General features: G+C 70.4%; 15 protein-coding genes. 8 read left to right on the forward strand and 7 right to left on the reverse strand.

Annotated features, from left to right (window positions below):
* Window positions 1-32: 32 nt before the first annotated feature.
* Entirely contained in the window at window positions 33-1,001 is a 969-nt protein-coding gene (locus tag ABD808_RS37980) for an STM4015 family protein (RefSeq protein WP_344908261.1), read from the reverse strand.
* A gap of 266 nt (window positions 1,002-1,267) precedes the next feature.
* Here ABD808_RS37980 and ABD808_RS37985 point away from each other — a divergent pair, with 266 nt between their 5' ends.
* The 4 genes from ABD808_RS37985 to ABD808_RS38000 all read left to right on the forward strand — a co-directional run bounded on the left by ABD808_RS37985 (window position 1,268) and on the right by ABD808_RS38000 (window position 5,986).
* Window positions 1,268-1,849, forward strand: a complete 582-nt coding sequence (locus tag ABD808_RS37985) for a TetR/AcrR family transcriptional regulator (RefSeq protein ID WP_344908264.1) — start codon at window positions 1,268-1,270, stop codon at window positions 1,847-1,849.
* Window positions 1,850-1,930: 81 nt separating this feature from the next.
* The gene (locus ABD808_RS37990) at window positions 1,931-2,680 is read left to right on the forward strand and encodes an SDR family NAD(P)-dependent oxidoreductase (protein ID WP_344908266.1); all 750 of its coding nucleotides are present in this window, start codon (window positions 1,931-1,933) and stop codon (window positions 2,678-2,680) included.
* A gap of 40 nt (window positions 2,681-2,720) precedes the next feature.
* Window positions 2,721-3,410, forward strand: coding sequence for a class I SAM-dependent methyltransferase (locus tag ABD808_RS37995; protein ID WP_344908269.1), 690 nt, complete (start codon window positions 2,721-2,723; stop codon window positions 3,408-3,410).
* Between the two features lie 89 nt (window positions 3,411-3,499).
* Entirely contained in the window at window positions 3,500-5,986 is a 2,487-nt protein-coding gene (locus ABD808_RS38000) for a DNA gyrase/topoisomerase IV subunit A (RefSeq protein ID WP_344908272.1), read from the forward strand.
* 15 nt (window positions 5,987-6,001) lie between these two features.
* Here ABD808_RS38000 and ABD808_RS38005 read toward each other — a convergent pair whose 3' ends face one another.
* The 4 genes from ABD808_RS38005 to ABD808_RS38020 all read right to left on the reverse strand — a co-directional run bounded on the left by ABD808_RS38005 (window position 6,002) and on the right by ABD808_RS38020 (window position 10,600).
* Window positions 6,002-6,385: a hypothetical protein gene (locus ABD808_RS38005; protein WP_344908274.1), complete on the reverse strand. Its 384-nt coding sequence runs from the start codon at window positions 6,383-6,385 to the stop codon at window positions 6,002-6,004.
* Between the two features lie 75 nt (window positions 6,386-6,460).
* A complete protein-coding gene (locus ABD808_RS38010) occupies window positions 6,461-7,123 on the reverse strand; it encodes a response regulator (protein ID WP_344908277.1) in 663 nt (220 codons plus the stop codon).
* Window positions 7,124-7,193: 70 nt separating this feature from the next.
* Window positions 7,194-8,333, reverse strand: a complete 1,140-nt coding sequence (locus tag ABD808_RS38015) for a sensor histidine kinase (RefSeq protein ID WP_344908279.1) — start codon at window positions 8,331-8,333, stop codon at window positions 7,194-7,196.
* 176 nt (window positions 8,334-8,509) lie between these two features.
* Window positions 8,510-10,600: a DNA gyrase/topoisomerase IV subunit B gene (locus tag ABD808_RS38020; RefSeq protein WP_344908282.1), complete on the reverse strand. Its 2,091-nt coding sequence runs from the start codon at window positions 10,598-10,600 to the stop codon at window positions 8,510-8,512.
* Window positions 10,601-10,812: 212 nt separating this feature from the next.
* Here ABD808_RS38020 and ABD808_RS38025 point away from each other — a divergent pair, with 212 nt between their 5' ends.
* The 3 genes from ABD808_RS38025 (at window position 10,813) to ABD808_RS38035 (ending at window position 13,167) form a co-directional block, all read left to right on the forward strand.
* Window positions 10,813-11,715, forward strand: a complete 903-nt coding sequence (locus ABD808_RS38025) for an ABC transporter ATP-binding protein (protein ID WP_344908285.1) — start codon at window positions 10,813-10,815, stop codon at window positions 11,713-11,715.
* Window positions 11,712-12,785, forward strand: a complete 1,074-nt coding sequence (locus ABD808_RS38030) for an ABC transporter permease (RefSeq protein ID WP_344908288.1) — start codon at window positions 11,712-11,714, stop codon at window positions 12,783-12,785. The genes ABD808_RS38025 and ABD808_RS38030 overlap by 4 nt, the downstream gene beginning before the upstream one ends.
* A gap of 151 nt (window positions 12,786-12,936) precedes the next feature.
* Window positions 12,937-13,167: a DUF7455 domain-containing protein gene (locus ABD808_RS38035; protein WP_344908290.1), complete on the forward strand. Its 231-nt coding sequence runs from the start codon at window positions 12,937-12,939 to the stop codon at window positions 13,165-13,167.
* A gap of 166 nt (window positions 13,168-13,333) precedes the next feature.
* On the opposite strand, the gene ABD808_RS38040 is transcribed toward ABD808_RS38035, so the two are convergent.
* On the reverse strand, window positions 13,334-14,065 hold the full coding sequence (locus ABD808_RS38040) for a GNAT family N-acetyltransferase (RefSeq protein ID WP_344908293.1): 732 nt from the start codon (window positions 14,063-14,065) through the stop codon (window positions 13,334-13,336).
* Window positions 14,066-14,087: 22 nt separating this feature from the next.
* Here ABD808_RS38040 and ABD808_RS38045 point away from each other — a divergent pair, with 22 nt between their 5' ends.
* On the forward strand, window positions 14,088-14,834 hold the full coding sequence (locus tag ABD808_RS38045) for a YaaA family protein (RefSeq protein WP_344908296.1): 747 nt from the start codon (window positions 14,088-14,090) through the stop codon (window positions 14,832-14,834).
* 66 nt (window positions 14,835-14,900) lie between these two features.
* Here ABD808_RS38045 and ABD808_RS38050 read toward each other — a convergent pair whose 3' ends face one another.
* Window positions 14,901-16,574 carry an RNA polymerase sigma factor gene (locus tag ABD808_RS38050; protein WP_344908299.1) on the reverse strand — a complete coding sequence of 558 codons (1,674 nt, stop codon included), beginning with the start codon at window positions 16,572-16,574 and terminating at the stop codon, window positions 14,901-14,903.
* Window positions 16,575-16,698: the final 124 nt, after the last annotated feature.

Raw genomic sequence — 16,698 nt, forward strand, 5'->3', positions numbered from 1 at the left:
CGCGCCGCTTTGCACGGCGACGGTGGCGCGGGTCATTCGGACACCGCGATGTAGAGCCAGTCCTCGTCGGGCTTCGACTGGTCGTCGAGATCGACCTCGACGCCGGGAAGCGCCGCCTTCACCCGCTCCATCATGGCGTCCGTCAGGAAGTGGTGGTGCAGGTCGAGTTCGCGCAGATGCGTCAGCGGCTGGCCCGAGAGCAACGCCTCGGCGCCCCGGTCGGTGAGGATGCCCATGGCGAGGCTGAGCGATTCCAGGCGCGCCACGACGGGCGCCCCCGCGATCGCCGCCGCGATCTCGTCCTGGATCTCGCTGTCCTCCAGGCCGAGGCGGCGCAGGGCGGGGAACCGCTCGCCGCCGAGGAACGGCGCGAGGTCCGCGACGGTCGCGTCGCCGCCGTAGTTGTCGGTGCCGAGCCACAGGTCGAGGTGCTCCAGGTTCGGCAGGTCGCTCGCCCCCACGGCCCGGACGATGTGCGCGGGCAGCCCGCCCGACTCGAACCGCAGCACCTTCAGCTTCGCGCTCGTGATCGGTTCGAGCGTCATTCCCTCCGCGCCGCGGACCTCGAACCGCTCCAGGCCGGGGAACGCGGTGAACAGCGGCGTGATGGCGGAGTGCTCGATCCAGGAGATCTCCGACTCCTCGCCGGTGATGTCGCCGAGGAACAGCGACGTCAGCTTCGGGAAGGAGGCCGCGGCCTTGCACAACAGGTCGACCGGGTCCGCGGCGTCGTCGTCGTAGGACGCGCCCCAGTAGCCGATGATCAGCGCCGTGACCTCGGTGGTGTCGACCAGCTCCAGGAACCGCGCGAAGACGTCCGCGAAGGGCTCCTCGCCGAACGTCGTCCCCACATGCCAGGCGGCCTCGGCGGCGGCCGGAAGCTCCTCGGCGAGACCGTCCTCAAGCGCGCCGTCCTCGGCCTCGTCGTCGTCCCACGTCCCCTCGTTGAACGTGGTCACATGCAGGCCGGCGTACTTGGATAGATGCTGGTAGACGCCCATGGGTCCCCTTCGTGAGCGAGATCGTCGGCCCTGTCCTATCAGGAGGGGCGGACACTACGCCGCGCTTTCTGGCGTTTCGCCAGGTTTCCTCCGTCCCATCCGTTCATGCCGAGGGGGGACGTGAGTAGCGGCGAGATGAAGCGCTCATGGCAGGGCATCGAAAAGAGCGCGTCAACCTCGTGCGGCACTCGCACGAAGGCTCGCCCGACACCGCATGCGGTACCGATATTTGACCGTTCGTTCTTGATAGGACTATCGTTCCGGGCATGGCACGGACGAAGGAGTTCGACCCGGACGAGGCGTTGAGCCGCGCGCTCGACCTGTTCTGGGAGCGCGGGTACGAGGCGACCTCGATGGCCGACCTCGTGGCGCGCCTCGGCATCGCCCGCGCCAGCATCTACGCGACGTTCGGCGGCAAGCACGACCTGTACCTGAAGGCGTTCGAGCACTATCTGCGCACGACGGACCCGACGGTCGCGGACGCGCTGTCGCGGCCGGGGCCCGTCCTGCCGCAGCTCCGGGCGCTGGTCGAGAGCTACGCGGCGGAGTCGGCGCGAGACCGGCCGAGACACGGCTGCTTCGTCGTCAACGCGGCGGTGGAACTCGCCGCCCGCGACCCCGAGGCCGCCCGGCTGGTGGAGGCCAGCTGGACTTTCCTGGAGGCGTCGCTCACGTCGGCGCTGACCCGCGCCCGCGCGCAGGGAGAACTGGCTGCGGACCGTGACCCGCGCGCGCTTGCACGGTTCGTGGTCGTCTTCCTCCAGGGCCTCCGGGTGCTGGGCCGCGCGCCCGCCGACGACGACCGTCTCCGCGAGGCGACCCGCGAGGCCATGACCATCTTCGACTGACCCTTTCCCCGCCTCACGCGAGGCGGGGCTTTCTTCGGTCCAATTCAAGAACGATTGATCTAATATCTAGGGAGACACGCCATGACGCTCGACGGCAAGATCGCGCTCGTCACCGGAGGTTCGGGCGGCATCGGCCGCGCCATCGCCCGCGCGTTCGTCCGCGAGGGCGCCACCGTCGTTCTCGCGGGACGCGACACGTCCGCGCTGGTCGACGCCAGCAAGGAGATCCATCCCGACCGCGTCGACCACATCGTCGCCGACGTGACCGACACGTCCAGCGTCGCCCGGATGGTCGAGACCGTCGTGGCCCGCCATGGCGGCCTGCACGCCGCCGTCAACAACGCCGGAGTCCTCGGCCCGACCGGGCCGCTCGCCGACATCGAGGAGGCGGCCTGGGACGACGTCCTCGCGGTGAACCTGTCCGGCGTGTTCCTGTCGATGAAGCACGAAATCGCGCACATGCGGCGGCATGGTGGCGGGACGATCGTGAACATCGCGTCGAACATCGGAGCGCATCGCCGTCTTCGCGGTATGGCCGCGTACACGGCGTCCAAGGCGGCGGTCAGCGCATTGACCCGCGCAGCGGCCCTCGACCACATCGCCGACGGTGTCCGCATCAACGCCGTTAGCCCCGGCGCCAGTGACACACCGATGTCGTTGCATCCCGGCGAGACCCGTGCAGAGCGCGCAGAACGGATGCGCACCGCCGCGCCGTCCGGGAGGGTGGCGGACACCTCCGAGATCGCCGAAACGGTGTTGTGGCTGGCGTCGGACGCTTCAAGCCACGTCGTCGGGCACGACCTGGTCGTCGACGGTGGCGCCGCCGCCTGACGGCGCTTTTCCGGGGCGGTTCCATGGGCAGACTCAGTCCATGGCCGTCACGCCCGACTTCGACTCCGACCCGGACCGCTTCCGCCTCGCCGCGAGGGTCACCAGGCAGTACCTGATCGGGGCGCGGAGCCTGCACGACCACATCGCCGCGAAGCTGCTGGCGGACGGGCCGTCCCGCGTCCTGGACATCGGCTGCGGGGAGGGCGCCCTCAGCGACGCGCTCCCCCACTCGCCGCCGTTCCAGCTCGTGGGTCTCGACGCCTCGGAGAGCCTCCTGCGCGCCCATCCGGGGACACGCGTCCAAGCGAACGCGCTCCGCCTACCCTTCCGGGACGGGACGTTCAACGCCGCCGTGGCCGTCAACATGCTCTACCACCTGGACGACCCGGGTCTCGCGCTCCGCGAGGCCCGTCGCGTCCTCGCCCCCGGCGGAGTCCTGTTCGCCACCGCGATCTGCCGTACCGACAGCCCCGAACTGTCGCCCGTCTGGCGTCCCCGGCCGACCACGTTCGACGCCGAGGAGGCCCCGGCCCGCGTCTGCGAGGTGTTCGGCGAGGTCGAGGTCGAACGCTGGGACGCGCCGCTGATCACGCTGCCGGACCGCGACGCCGTCCGCGACTACCTGGTCGCCCGCCACATGGCCCGTCCGGAGGCCGTCGAGGCCGCCCGCCGCGTCCCCACGCCCCTTCCGGTGACCAAACGGGGAACCCTGGTCGTGGCCCGCCGTTAGTGTGACGTCCGCCGCGAACCGGGCGTGAAGATCGGGCGTGTTCGGCGGGGGTGGCCGAAGATGTCTCTGGGACCGGCAACAATGTGGGCATGGCACGACGCGGATCCCAGGCCCCTCCACCGCCGGACTTCGAGGAGAACATCGTCGACGTCGACGTCTCCGAGGAGATGCGCGGCAGTTATCTCGAGTACGCCTACTCGGTGATCTACCAGCGGGCGTTGCCCAACGCCCGCGACGGGCTGAAGCCCGTCCAGCGGCGGATCCTGTACTCGATGAACGAGATGGGGCTGCGCCCCGACCGCGGGCACGTCAAGTGCGCGCGGGTCGTCGGCGAGGTCATGGGCAAGCTGCACCCGCACGGCGACAGCGCGATCTACGACGCGATGGTGCGGATGGCGCAGCCCTGGGCGATGCGGATGCCGCTGGTCGACGGGCACGGCAACTTCGGCTCGCTCGGCGGCGACGACATGCCCGCCGCCATGCGGTACACCGAGGCGCGGCTGTCCCGCGAGGCCATGCTCATGGTCGACTCCATCGACGAGGACACCGTCGACTTCCGCCCCAACTACGACGGGCAGGAGACCGAGCCCGAGGTCCTGCCCGCCGCGTTCCCGAACCTGCTGGTCAACGGCTCGTCCGGAATCGCGGTCGGGATGGCGACGAACATGGCGCCGCACAATCTCGGCGAGGTCATCGCCGCCGCCCGGCACCTGATCGACCACCCGGACGCCACGCTCGACGACCTGATGCGCTTCGTGCCCGGGCCCGACCTGCCCACCGGCGGCAAGATCGTCGGGCTGGACGGCGTCCGCGACGCCTACCAGAACGGGCGCGGCACCTTCCGCACCCGCGCCACCACGACCATCGAGAACGTCACGCCCCGCCGCAAGGGCATCATCGTCAGCGAGCTGCCGTACGCGGTCGGCCCCGAACGGGTCAAGGCCAAGATCAAGGAACTGGTCAACGCCAAGAAGATCCAGGGCATCTCCGACCTGAAGGACCTCACCGACCGCACCGTCGGCCTCCGCCTGGTCATCGAGATCAAGAACGGGTTCAACCCGCAGGCCGTCCTCCAGGACCTGTACAAGCTGACGCCGATGGAAGAGACGTTCGGCATCAACAACGTCGCGCTCGTCGACGGCCAGCCCCGCACCCTCGGGCTGCGCGAACTGCTCCAGGTGTACGTCGACCACCGCATCGAGGTCGTCCGGCGCCGGTCGATGTTCCGCCGCCGCAAGCGCGAGGACCGCCTGCACCTCGTCGACGGCCTGCTGATCGCGCTGCTCAACATCGACGAGGTCATCCAGGTCATCCGGCAGAGCGACGACGCCTCGCAGGCCAAACAGCGGCTCATCCAGATCTTCGAGCTGTCCGAGATCCAGGCCCAGTACATCCTCGACACGCCGCTGCGCCGCCTCACCCGCTACGACCGGCTCGAACTGGAGAAGGAGAAGGAGCAGCTCGCCAAGGAGATCGCCCGGCTGACCGCGATCCTCGAATCGGAGCGCAAGCTGCGCGGCGTCGTCTCCAGGGAACTGGGCGACGTCGCCAAGGAGTTCTCCACCCCGCGCCGGACGATCCTGCTCGAATCCTCGGGTCAGACCGCGGCGGAGGCCGTGCCGCTTGAGGTGGCCGACGACCCGTGCACGGTGCTGCTGTCGTCCACCGGGCTGCTGGCCCGCACCCACGACGCCGCCCCGCTGGCCGACAGTGGCCCCCGCGCGCCGCACGACGTGCTGACCTCCGTCGTCCCTGCCTCCGCACGCGGTCAGGTCGGCGCCGTCACCTCGCTGGGACGGCTGATCCGGATCGACGTGCTCGACCTGCCGACGCTGCCGGCGTCCGCCTCACCACCGTCCCTGGCGGGCGGCGCCCCGATCACCGAGTACGTCGACCTGGAACCGGACGAGACGATCGTGGGCGTCGCGGCCGTGTCCGACGCGGGCGGTGGCCTCGCCCTGGGCACGGCGCAGGGCGTGGTGAAACGGGTCGTTCCCGACTTCCCCGCCAACCGCGACGAGTTCGAGGTCATCACCCTCAAGGAGGGCGACCGCGTCGTCGGCGCCGTCCAGCTCCTGTCTGAGGAGCAACATCTCGTGTTCATCACCAACGACGCGCAGCTGCTGCACTTCGCCGCGTCGATCGTCCGTCCGCAGGGACGGGCGGCGGGCGGCATGGCGGGCGTCAAGCTCGGCGCGGACGCCCGCGTCCTGTGGTTCGGCGCCATCGACCCGGCCCGCGAGGCCCGGGTGATCACGATCTCCGGCTCGTCGTCGGCGCTGCCCGGCACCCAGACCGGCGCGATCAAGGTCGCCGACTTCGCCGAGTACCCGGCCAAGGGCCGCGCCACCGGCGGCGTCCGCTCGCACCGCTTCCTCAAGGGCGAGGACGTCCTGCTCCAGGCGTGGGCGGCACCGACCCCGCTGCGCGCCGCCGCCGCGGGCGGCCGCCCGGCCATGCTGTCGGCCACGCTGGGCCGCCGCGACGGCTCCGGCGAAGGCCTGGACACCCCCCTCACCGCCGTCGGCGGCCCCCTGGGCCCGCCCCCGCCCGAATCCACCCATCCCGAGGACTGATCCGCAGCGGGTGAGTTACGCCGGGGTTGTTTCGCCTACGCGGGGGCGCGGGATCGCGGCGGACGGGTCGCCGCCGTCCGGGCGGTGGCCGCGTTCGGCGGAGGACGCGAGGGCTTCGAGGAGGTCGGACGGCCCGCCGACGGCGCTGTCGTAGTGCCAGAAACGGATCAGCCGCTCCCCCTCGGCGCCCGGGTCGAACCTGCCCCGGGTGAAACAGCCGGCGACGGCCATGCGGGCGATGACCCGGGCGCCGTCGTCCAGGTGCGCGACGTACGCGGCCGCGTCGATGAGGCCGATCGCGGCGCGGGCGTTGCGGTCGTCGTCGCAGATGTCGGGACGGTTGATCCGCCACTGCGCGTACGGGCGCAGGTAGTTCACGATCATGCGGGTTCTCAGCACGGTCCTCATGCTGGAGGCGCGGAGACGCGGGCGCGGGCGGCTTGACCGAGGTCTTGCTGCCCGCTGACCGATCGATCAGTCGGTGAGGCCGTGCCTGAACGCGTAGGTGACGGCCTGGGCGCGGTCGCGGAGGCTGGCCTTGGCGAACAGGTTGTTGATGTGCGTCTTCACCGTCGCCTCGGAGATGAACAGGTCACCGGCGATCTCGGCGTTGGACCGTCCGCGCGCGATTAGGGTGAGCACCTCGGCCTCGCGGCGGGTGAGGCCGTCTGGCGGTTCGCCGCGGGCGGCGGCCTTGCGGGGGCGTTCGTCGGTGGCGACGGCCTCGACCAGCAGGCGCTGCACGGCCGGGTCGAGCTGGGCCGCCCCGCCGCGGACGGCGGCGACGGCGCGGGCGATCTCGTCGGCCCCGGCGTCCTTGGTGAGGTAGCCGCGGGCCCCCGCGCGCAGCGCCGCGAAGATCGACTCGTCGTCGGCGTAGGTGGTCAGGACGACGACCTCCACGTCCGGGTGCTCCTGTTTGATGCGGCGGGTCGCCTCCACGCCGTCCATCCGCGGCATCCGCAGGTCCATCAGGACGACGTCGGGCGCCAACTCCGCGACCATCGCCACGGCCTGCTCGCCGTCCCCGCAGGAGCCCGCCACGTCCAGGCCGGGCAGCAGTTCCAGCAGCAGCACCAGGCCCTCGCGGACCACCGTCTGGTCGTCGACGACCAGGATCCTCGTCTTGTCGCTCACCGCGTCAGTCTCCCGTCACACCATCACGCCATCACGCCGTCCCACCGTGACGCCATCGGCTGTCACACCGTCACGCCGGAACCCGCAGGGCCACCCGGAAGCCCCCGCCGTCCGGTCCGGTCACCAGCGTCCCGTCGATCAGCTCGGCGCGCTCCCGCATGCCCACCAGACCGTACCCGTCGCCGTTCAGCTCCAGGACGGGCTCCGTCCCCCCGCTGTCGACGACCTCCAGCTCCACCCCGTCGGCGAGGTAGCGCAGGACGAGCCGCACCCGCGCGCCCGGCGCGTGCTTGCGGACGTTCGTCAGCGCCTCCTGTGCGGTGCGGACGACCGCGAGGCCCGCCTGCGGGGACAGCTCGCGCGGCTCGCCCGTCACCCGCACGTCGCAGGGACGGCCGGTGCTGGCGTAGAACTCCTCGGCCAGCTCGGCGATGACCTCCTTCGGCTGGAGGATCTCGCCGCGCAGCGTGGCGAGCGCCCGGCGCGTCTCCTCCAGGCCGGATCGGGCCAGGTTCCGCGCCCGCTCCACCCGGTCCAGTGCCTGCACGCGGTCGCCGTCCCGGGCCAGCAGCAGCCGCGCGCCCTCCAGGTGGACGATCTGCGCGGACAGCGAATGGGCGAGGATGTCGTGGATCTCGCGGGCGATGTGCGACCGTTCGGCGAGGACGGCGTTGGCGGCCTCCGCGCGCCGGGTCGCCTCCTGCGCGAGGGTGCCCTGCCGGGTCGCCGCGGCGCCGACGGTGACGCCGACGAACGCGCCGAGCAGGCCGAAGTCGACGCCCTTGTCGCGGAACGCCTGACCGAGGACGGCGATCGCGGCGATGGTCAGCATGCTCGCGGTGATGCCCCAGCGCAGCGGCAACCGGACGAACAACGCCCACAGGGCGATCATGGAGACGACGAAGGCCCCGCCGAAGTCGGGTTCGACCGCGTAGAACGTCAGCGAGCCCGCGAGGGCGCCCACCAGGAGCGCGGTCGACTCCCGGAACAGGGGCGAGCACTCCCGCTTGCGGCCGAGGGCCAGACCGCTCACCAGCAGGGAGAACATCACGATGTTGAGGACGGCGACGCCGAGGCCGCCGCCGTGCAGCGCGGGCGGATGCTCCGAATGCAGCAGCCCGCGCACGTAGACCACGAAGGACCAGAGCATCATGAGGCCGACCAGCACCCTGATGGCGACCTTCTCCACCGACTTCGCGCCGCACTTCACGGTACGACGCTAACCGCTGGTGCCGCGTGCCCGATCCCCGTGGCGGCGACGGCGCCACGCGCGTTGGCCGAGGTGTTCATGGCCACGACACTAGAAGCCGGGCGGCACGCGCGGATCGGCCCCGGGCTGGAGGTTCCGTGCTCCACCGCCGGGTGGACGCCGCCCGCCCGCCGGGGTCAGACGTCGATGCGTTCGGTGTCGAGTTCGGACGCGCCCGCGGTGATGAACGCGCGGCGGGGCGCCACGTCGCTGCCCATCAGCAGGTCGAAGATCTTGGCGGCGTCCTCGGCGTCCTCGATGCGGATCCGGCGCAGGATGCGGTAGCGCGGGTCCATGGTGGTCTCCGCGAGCTGGTCGGCGTCCATCTCGCCGAGGCCCTTGTAGCGCTGGACGGGTTCCTTCCAGCGCTGGCCCTTGCGTTCGAACTCCACCAGCTTGCGGGTCAGCTCGCCGTCGCTGTAGCAGTAGACGTACTTCTCCTGGCCCTTGCGGGGCTTGACCAGCTCGATGCGGTGCAGCGGCGGGACGGCCGTGTAGACGCGCCCCTCCTCCAGCATGGGCCGCATGTAGCGGTAGAGCAGGGTCAGCAGCAGGCAGCGGATGTGGGAGCCGTCGACGTCGGCGTCGGCCATCAGGATGATCCGGCCGTAGCGGGCGGAGTCGACGTCGAAGGTGCGGCCCGAGCCGGCGCCGATGACCTGGATGATCGCCGCGCACTCGGTGTTCTTCAGCATGTCGGCGACGGACGCCTTCTGCACGTTCAGGATCTTGCCGCGGATCGGCAGCAGCGCCTGGAACTCGGAGTTACGGGCCAGCTTGGCGGTGCCGAGCGCCGAGTCTCCCTCGACGATGAACAGCTCGCTGCGGTCGTCGGCGGTGCGGCAGTCGACGAGCTTGGCGGGCAGCGCCGAGTTCTCCAGGGCGTTCTTGCGGCGCTGGTTGTCGCGCTGGGTGCGCGCGGAGATGCGGGTCTTGGCGGCGCCGACGATCTTCTCCAGCACGGCCCGCAGCGGCTGCTTCCGCCCGCGCGACGGGTTCTCGAAGATCGCGCGCAGCTCGCGCGTGACGACCTGGGAGACGATGCGGGTGGCGGCGGACGTGCCGAGGACCTCCTTGGTCTGGCCCTCGAACTGCGGTTCGGGCAGCCGGACCGTCACCACGGCGGTCAGGCCCTCCAGGACGTCCTCCTTGAGGACGTCCTCGTCGCCGTTCTTCAGCAGCTTGATGCCGCGCAGCTGCTCGTTGAGCACCTTCAGCACGGCGCGGTCGAAGCCGCGCACATGGGTGCCGCCCTTCGGGGTGGCGATCACGTTGACGAACGACCTGGTGATCGTGTCGTAGCCGCTGCCCCAGCGCAGCGCGATGTCGACCTCGAGGTCGCGTTCCACGTCGGTGGGGGTGAGGTGGCCCTGGTCGTCCAGGACGGGGACGGTCTCGGTGAAGTGGCCGCGCCCCTGGAGCCGCAGTACGTCGACGATGGGCTCGTCCTTGGCCAGGTAGGCGCAGTACTCGCCGATGCCGCCGTCGAACCGGAACGTCTCGTCGACGACCTCCTCGCCGCGCTCGTCGCGGACGTCGATCGTCAGGCCCGGGATCAGGAACGCGGTCTGGCGCATCCGGTCGAGCACGAGGTCCTGCTCGACCGTGGCGTCCTTCAGGAAGATCTCCAGGTCGGGCCAGAACCGGACCCGGGTGCCGGTGACCTTCTTGGCGACCTTGCGAACCTGGCGCAGGCCGGAGCTCTTCTTGAAGCGGGCGTTCGGCCGCCCGTCGTCGGCGAACTCGCCGGGCAGGCCGCGCCGGAAGCTGATCGCGTGGGTGTGCCCGTCGCGGTCGACCTCGACGTCGAGCCGCGCGGACAGCGCGTTGACCACGGACGCGCCGACGCCGTGCAGGCCGCCGGACGCCGTGTAGGACACCCCGCCGAACTTGCCGCCCGCGTGCAGCCGCGTCATGACCAGCTCGACGCCGGGCAGGCCGGTCTTCGGCTCCAGGTCGACCGGGATGCCGCGGCCGTTGTCGGCCACCTCGAAGGAACCGTCGGCGCGCAGCGTCACGCCGATGTGGGTGCAGTATCCGGCCAGGGCCTCGTCGACGGAGTTGTCGACGATCTCCCAGAGGCAGTGCGCGAGGCCCCGGCTGTCGGTCGAGCCGACGTACATCCCGGGGCGTTTGCGGACGGCCTCCAGCCCCTCCAGCACCGAGAGGTGCCGGGCGGAGTAGCCGTGCGGGTCTTCGGTGGTCGCTTCGGCGGTCGCGGCGGTCAACGTGCGTGTGCTCCTCGGGGGTGGGACGGTCGGCAGAAGAGTACCCCCGGCCGCCGACAATCCTCCGAAAGGCTCGCCGCCACGGCCGTTCCGGCACGTCCGCGCGGCGGACCGGGGACGGTTGGCCAGGTTACCGCGCCCGACGCACCAGACCTGAATGTCCACCGTCGGGTGGGTGTGTCCTCCTGGTCCGGATGTCTATCGTCCCCTGCATGGCGGAAACGATCGAGGTCACGGGCCTCCGCAAGCGATACGGGGACGTCCGGGCCGTGGACGGGGTGACGTTCGGGGTCGAGGAGGGCGAGTTCTTCGGCATCCTCGGCCCGAACGGCGCGGGAAAGACGACGATCCTGGAGATCGTCGAGGGGTTGCGGCAGGCCGACGAGGGCGGCGTGTCCGTGCTCGGGGAGTCCCCGTGGCCGCGCAACCCGCGGCTGCTGCCGCGCATCGGGGTTCAGTTGCAGGCGTCGTCGTTCTTCGAACGGCTGACGGCACGTGAGCAGTTGCAGACGTTCGGCTCCCTCTACGGCGTCCCCGCGAACAAGGCGGACGAGATGCTCGAACTGGTGGGGCTCACCGACAAGGCCGACGTCCGGGTGGAGAGGCTGTCGGGCGGGCAGGCGCAGCGCCTGTCCATAGCGTGCGCGCTCGTGCACGATCCGGAACTGGTGTTCCTGGACGAGCCGACCGCCGCGCTGGACCCGCAGGCCCGCCGCAACCTGTGGGACGTCCTGCGGCAGATCAACACAGAAGGACGCACCATCGTCCTGACCACGCACTACATGGACGAGGCGGAAGTCCTCTGCGATCGGGTCGCCATCATGGACGCGGGCCAGATCCTGCGCCTCGGCCCACCAGCCCAGTTGGTGCGGGGCCTGGACTCACCGGCCCGGATCAGCGTCGCCAGCGGCGTGCTCACGGTGGAGGACGCCCGGCGCCTGCCCCAGGCGGACGAGGCCGTCGACGACGGCGTCTCCCTGACCATCTCCACCCGGGACCCCTCGGCGGTCGTCGCGGCCATGGCGGCCAAGGACGCGCTGACAGGCGTCCAGATCCACGGCGCCACCCTCGAAGACGTTTTTCTGGACCTCACAGGACGGGCCTACAGAGCGTGAGCACGGTCGAAAGTTTCAAGAGTCTGTCCCGTGCCATGCTGCTGGGCTTCCGACGTGACCGGACGGCGTTCTTCTTCACCATCCTCTTCCCGCTGATGTTCCTGGTCATCCTGGGCGGCGTCTTCGGCAACATGGGGACGTCGAAGGTGGAGATCAAGGCGGTCGGCCCGACGCCCGTACTGGACGAGGCCGTCGCCCACGGCGGCTCCGAACTCGGCAAGGTCCTGAAGGTCACCCGAACCTCCGACCGGGCCGACGCCCTACACGACGTGGCGAAGGGCGACGTGGACGGCGCGGTCGAGCAGAAGGGCCAACAGCTGGTCGTCCACTACTCGATGGCCGACCGGGTCAAGGCCGGGACGGTCCAGGGCCTCATGGACTCGATCGTCCAGTCGGCGAACCAGGAGGCGACCGGCAAACCGCCCGCGTACACGATGACCGCGCAGAAGGTGGAGGACGACTCGCTCAAGGCCATCCAGTTCTTCACCCCCAGCCTGCTGGGGTGGGCGCTGGCGTCGGCGGGCATCTTCGGCGCGTCCCAGACACTGGTCTCCTGGCGGTCCAAGGGCATCCTGCGCCGCCTCCAACTCTCCCCCGCGCCGGTGCCCACGGTGTTCGCCGCGCGGGTCGTGGTCAGTCTGGTCATCGCGCTCGTGCAGTTCGCGATGTTCGTGGCGGTGGCGAGCCTCCCGATGTTCGGACTCAAACTCCAGGGCGCCTGGTGGATGGCCGTCCCGATGGTGCTGTCGGGCGTCCTCGCCTTCCTGTCGATCGGGATGATCATCGGCGCCTGGGCGAAGACGCAGGAGACGGCCACGGCGCTGACCCAGATCATCGTCCTGCCCATGGCGTTCCTCGGCGGCTCGTTCTTCCCGTTGGACCAGGCGCCGGCCTGGATGCGGACGTTGTCCTACATCTTCCCGCTCCGGTATCTGAACGAGGGGATGCTCGATGTGATGAGCCGTGGCCTCGGGCCCACCTCGGTACTGCCGGAAATCGGCGTCATGCTGGGCGTCGCGGTGGTCGGCGGATTGATCGCGGTCCGGCTGTTCCGCTGGGAGGCCAACTGACGGCGCGAGTTGACCGCGCGATGTGACCTTCCTGTGACCTCGCTCACGAATTGGGCCATTCTGCTGTGGGCGTACGGAGAACCAGGTTGGGAACGCAAACGTCGGGTTAGATGTTGTCCTAAGTACCGACCCCGAGCATGAGGAAGGTGCCGTGACTGGAGCCCTTGCCCCAACCAAGCCGCTGACCGTCGCCGACCGATGCGACCGCTGTGGCGCCCAGGCCTATGTCCGTGCAGTCCTTGTAGGCGGCGGCGACCTTCTGTTCTGCGCCCACCACGGGCGTAAGTACGCAGAGGCCCTCCGCTCCAACGGGGCCGACATTCAGGACGAGACCGACCGGCTCAACGAAACCCCGGCCGCCGCTTCGGAGGATGAGCGGTAGATCCCCATATAGCAGGAGCTCCGAACGGCGACCACCGGAAACGGTGGTCGCCGTTCACATTCCGCCCTTCGGCTCCATGCAGAGCGAATACGACCGACTTCCCAGAGTAATCATTTCCCGGCAATGCGCGCGATGAAGTGATCGACGTCACCGTTCGTCATGGCGGTCACTTCGCGGCGACGTCCCTCACCCGGTAGTGATAACCGCCTGCCCGTGTGAAGCCCTCCGACTCGTACATCGCGACGGCGGCCGCGTTGCCTTCGACGACCACCAGGTACGCGTGGTCGCACCCCTGTTCGCGACCCCATCCAAGGAGAGCTCGCAGGACGCGCCTCCCCAGCCCGCGCCTACGCGCGTCGGGCACGACCGCCATCGCGTAGATCCCGAGCCATGGCCCCTGGGGGACGGCACGGCCGACGGCGACACCGTCCAGGAACGCGTAACCCGCCGGGACGCCGGTGAGGATCCGCTCCGCCATGGGCATCTGGTGGTCGTAGCGTCCGTCCACCGTCCACCACAGGTCGAGCCACTTCTGGGACGGGGACGCCGCGATCTCCACGCCGTCACGCTCGTAGGCACCGGTGAGGGGCTTCACCATGGCGAGCGTCGGATCGACCAGCTCGTAGCCCCGGCCGTCTAGGAACATGTCGAGATTCGCGGGTCTCGGCCTGGCGCCCAAGGAGAACACGGTCGGCAAGCCGTGGGACGTGTAGAAGCGCTCCGCCTGGTCCACTGCCGGGCCCACGTCGCCAGGGTCGTTCAGGGGCAGGACGGAGTTGGCGCGCTTGGTGACCCCCGCGGCGTGTCGGAACAGCCAGCCGTCCATACTCTGGACCGACGGCGCGGGCCATGCCGCGGCGACCAACTCGTCGAGGTTCCAATCCGGGTGTCGCGCCACTCGTCTGCCTTCTGGGAGGAACGTGCACATCCTGCTGCCGCCGTCGGAGAAGAAGGCTACCGACGGAGACGGCCCTCCCCTCGACCTGGCCTCGCTGAGCCACCCGGGCCTCACCCCGGTGCGCAAGCGCGTCCTGGCGGCCCTGACGAAGGCGAGCCGCCGCAGGAACGCGGCCCAGGTCCTCGGCTTTCCGGCGGGGCAGGCGGACGCCGCGCTGGCCCACGACAGGGCGCTGCGCGAGGCCCCCACGCTGCCGGTCGCGCGGCTCTACACCGGCGTCCTGTACGACAACCTGGACCTCGCCGACCTCGACGCCACGGCCGCCGCCGAACAGATCACCGTCTTCTCGGGGCTGTGGGGCGCGCTACGGCTCACCGACCGCGTCCCCCCATATCGGCTTGCCATGGCGGTGTCGCTGCCGCCTGTGGGCCGCCTGAGCGCGCTGTGGCGCCCGGCGATGCGGACGGCGATGCCCGGGCCGGACGGCGACCTGGTCGTCGACATGCGGTCGGGACCGTACGCCGCCGTGTGGAAGGCGCCCGCACCGGCGGTGGCCGTGCGCGTGTTCCGCGAACAGGTCGTCGACGGCGTGCCACGGCGGACCGTCGTCAGCCACATGGCCAAGGCGACCCGCGGCCGGATCGCCCACGACCTGATCAAGGCCGGTGCGACGCCGCGTACCCCGAACGAGCTGCTGAAGGCCGTCTCCGATCTCGGCCACACCGCCGAACTCGACGGCGCCCATCTGGACGTCGTCCTGCCCGACTGACCCGCTTGCGCCCGATTGGCCCCGTCTGCCTGACCGACCCCGCGCTCGACAGCGCGGGGTCGTCGGTCAGTCGAGGTAGTCGCGCAGGACCTGCGAACGGGACGGGTGGCGCAGCTTCGACATGGTCTTGGACTCGATCTGCCGGATGCGCTCGCGGGTCACCCCGTACACCTTGCCGATCTCGTCCAGCGTCTTCGGCTGGCCGTCGGTGAGGCCGAACCGCATCGACACCACGCCCGCCTCACGCTCGCTGAGCGTGTCCAGGACGGAGTGCAGCTGCTCCTGCAGAAGCGTGAAGCTGACCGCGTCCGCCGGGACGATGGCCTCGGAGTCCTCGATGAGGTCGCCGAACTCGCTGTCGCCGTCCTCGCCGAGCGGGGTGTGCAGGGAGATGGGCTCGCGGCCGTACTTCTGGACCTCGACGACCTTCTCCGGGGTCATGTCGAGTTCCTTGGCGAGCTCCTCCGGGGTGGGCTCGCGGCCCAGGTCCTGGAGCATCTGGCGCTGCACGCGGGCCAGCTTGTTGATGACCTCGACCATGTGCACCGGGATGCGGATGGTGCGGGCCTGGTCGGCCATCGCGCGGGTGATCGCCTGCCGGATCCACCAGGTGGCGTACGTGGAGAACTTGTAGCCCTTGGTGTAGTCGAACTTCTCGACGGCGCGAATCAGACCGAGGTTGCCCTCCTGGATCAGGTCCAGGAAGAGCATGCCGCGGCCGGTGTAGCGCTTGGCCAGCGACACCACGAGCCGGAGGTTGGCCTCCAGCAGGTGGTTCTTGGCGCGGCGGCCGTCCTCGGCGATCCACTCGAAGTCCTCGAGTTCGTCGCCGGTCATCGTGGCGACGGCGAGGCGCTCCTCGGCGAACAGCCCGGCCTCGATGCGCTTGGCGAGCTCGACCTCCTGCTCGGCGTTGAGCAGCGGGACCTTGCCGATCTGCTTGAGGTAGTCCTTGACGGGGTCGGCGGTGGCGCCCGCGGCGGCGATCTGCTGCGCGGGGGCGTCCTCGTCGTCGTCACCGAGGGTGAAGCCCTCTTCCTCGGTGGTCACGCCGTCGGTCGGCTTGCCGGTGGCGGCGGGGGCCTTCGGCGCGGGCGCGACCACGGGCTCCTCCTCGGCCTCGGGGGTCTCCACGGCCTCCGCGGCCGCGTCGGCCTCCAGGTCGACGTCGAGGTCGGCGAGGTCGGCGTCGAGATCGACGTCCACGTCGTCCTCGACCTCGGGGTCGTCGTCGGCCTTCTTGGCGGACGACGCCTGGGACACCGCCTTGGCGGCCGGACCGACGCCCTTCTTCGCGGGCGCGGCCTTCTTCGACTTGGCGCCCTTCGCGGGCGCGGCCTTCTTCGGCGCGGGCCGGACGGCCGCCGGACGCGGCTCGGCCACGACCTCGTTGGCGGCATCCCCCGGCGCCGCGTCGTCGCTGACGACCGCGGTCACCGTATCGGGCTGCTCCTTGGCCGCGGCGGCGGTCTTGGGCCTGCGAGCCGACTGCGACGCGCGTTTGCGCGAACGCTTCGGCGCCGCGGAGTCGGCAGCGCTCACCATGACGGTCACACCCTCCTTGCTGAGGCTCCGCAGAATGCTGGAGGCCGCGGACACGGGGATGTCGGCCTCCTCGAACGTACGTCGTACGTCGTCGGCTTCGAGGCGATTGCCGTTGGACCGGCCACGCTCGATCAGTTGCGCGATGACGTGATCGTGCAGATCTGACGCTTTCGAGGTCGAGCTAGCAGGCGACACAAATACCTCTCGAACGAACGTGTGGCTTGGCTGACCCAAGTGCCCTGACGGGCCCGGCCTCACACTGGGTGGGGCCACACACTGGGCGGACCTTCCCGGTGCGGGACCGCAGCGTACCCGCTGT

It is taken from the genome of Actinomadura meridiana (genome assembly GCF_039537545.1).
In the GTDB taxonomy this organism is placed as follows: domain Bacteria; phylum Actinomycetota; class Actinomycetes; order Streptosporangiales; family Streptosporangiaceae; genus Spirillospora; species Spirillospora meridiana.

Bases quoted from the DNA above. Each gene is read 5' to 3' on its own strand.
- ABD808_RS37980 (WP_344908261.1), bottom strand. From the start codon at position 1,001: ATGGGCGTCTACCAGCATCTATCCAAGTACGCCGGCCTGCATGTGACC.
- ABD808_RS37985 (WP_344908264.1), top strand. From the start codon at position 1,268: ATGGCACGGACGAAGGAGTTCGACCCGGACGAGGCGTTGAGCCGCGCG.
- ABD808_RS37990 (WP_344908266.1), top strand. From the start codon at position 1,931: ATGACGCTCGACGGCAAGATCGCGCTCGTCACCGGAGGTTCGGGCGGC.
- ABD808_RS37995 (WP_344908269.1), top strand. From the start codon at position 2,721: ATGGCCGTCACGCCCGACTTCGACTCCGACCCGGACCGCTTCCGCCTC.
- ABD808_RS38000 (WP_344908272.1), top strand. From the start codon at position 3,500: ATGGCACGACGCGGATCCCAGGCCCCTCCACCGCCGGACTTCGAGGAG.
- ABD808_RS38025 (WP_344908285.1), top strand. From the start codon at position 10,813: ATGGCGGAAACGATCGAGGTCACGGGCCTCCGCAAGCGATACGGGGAC.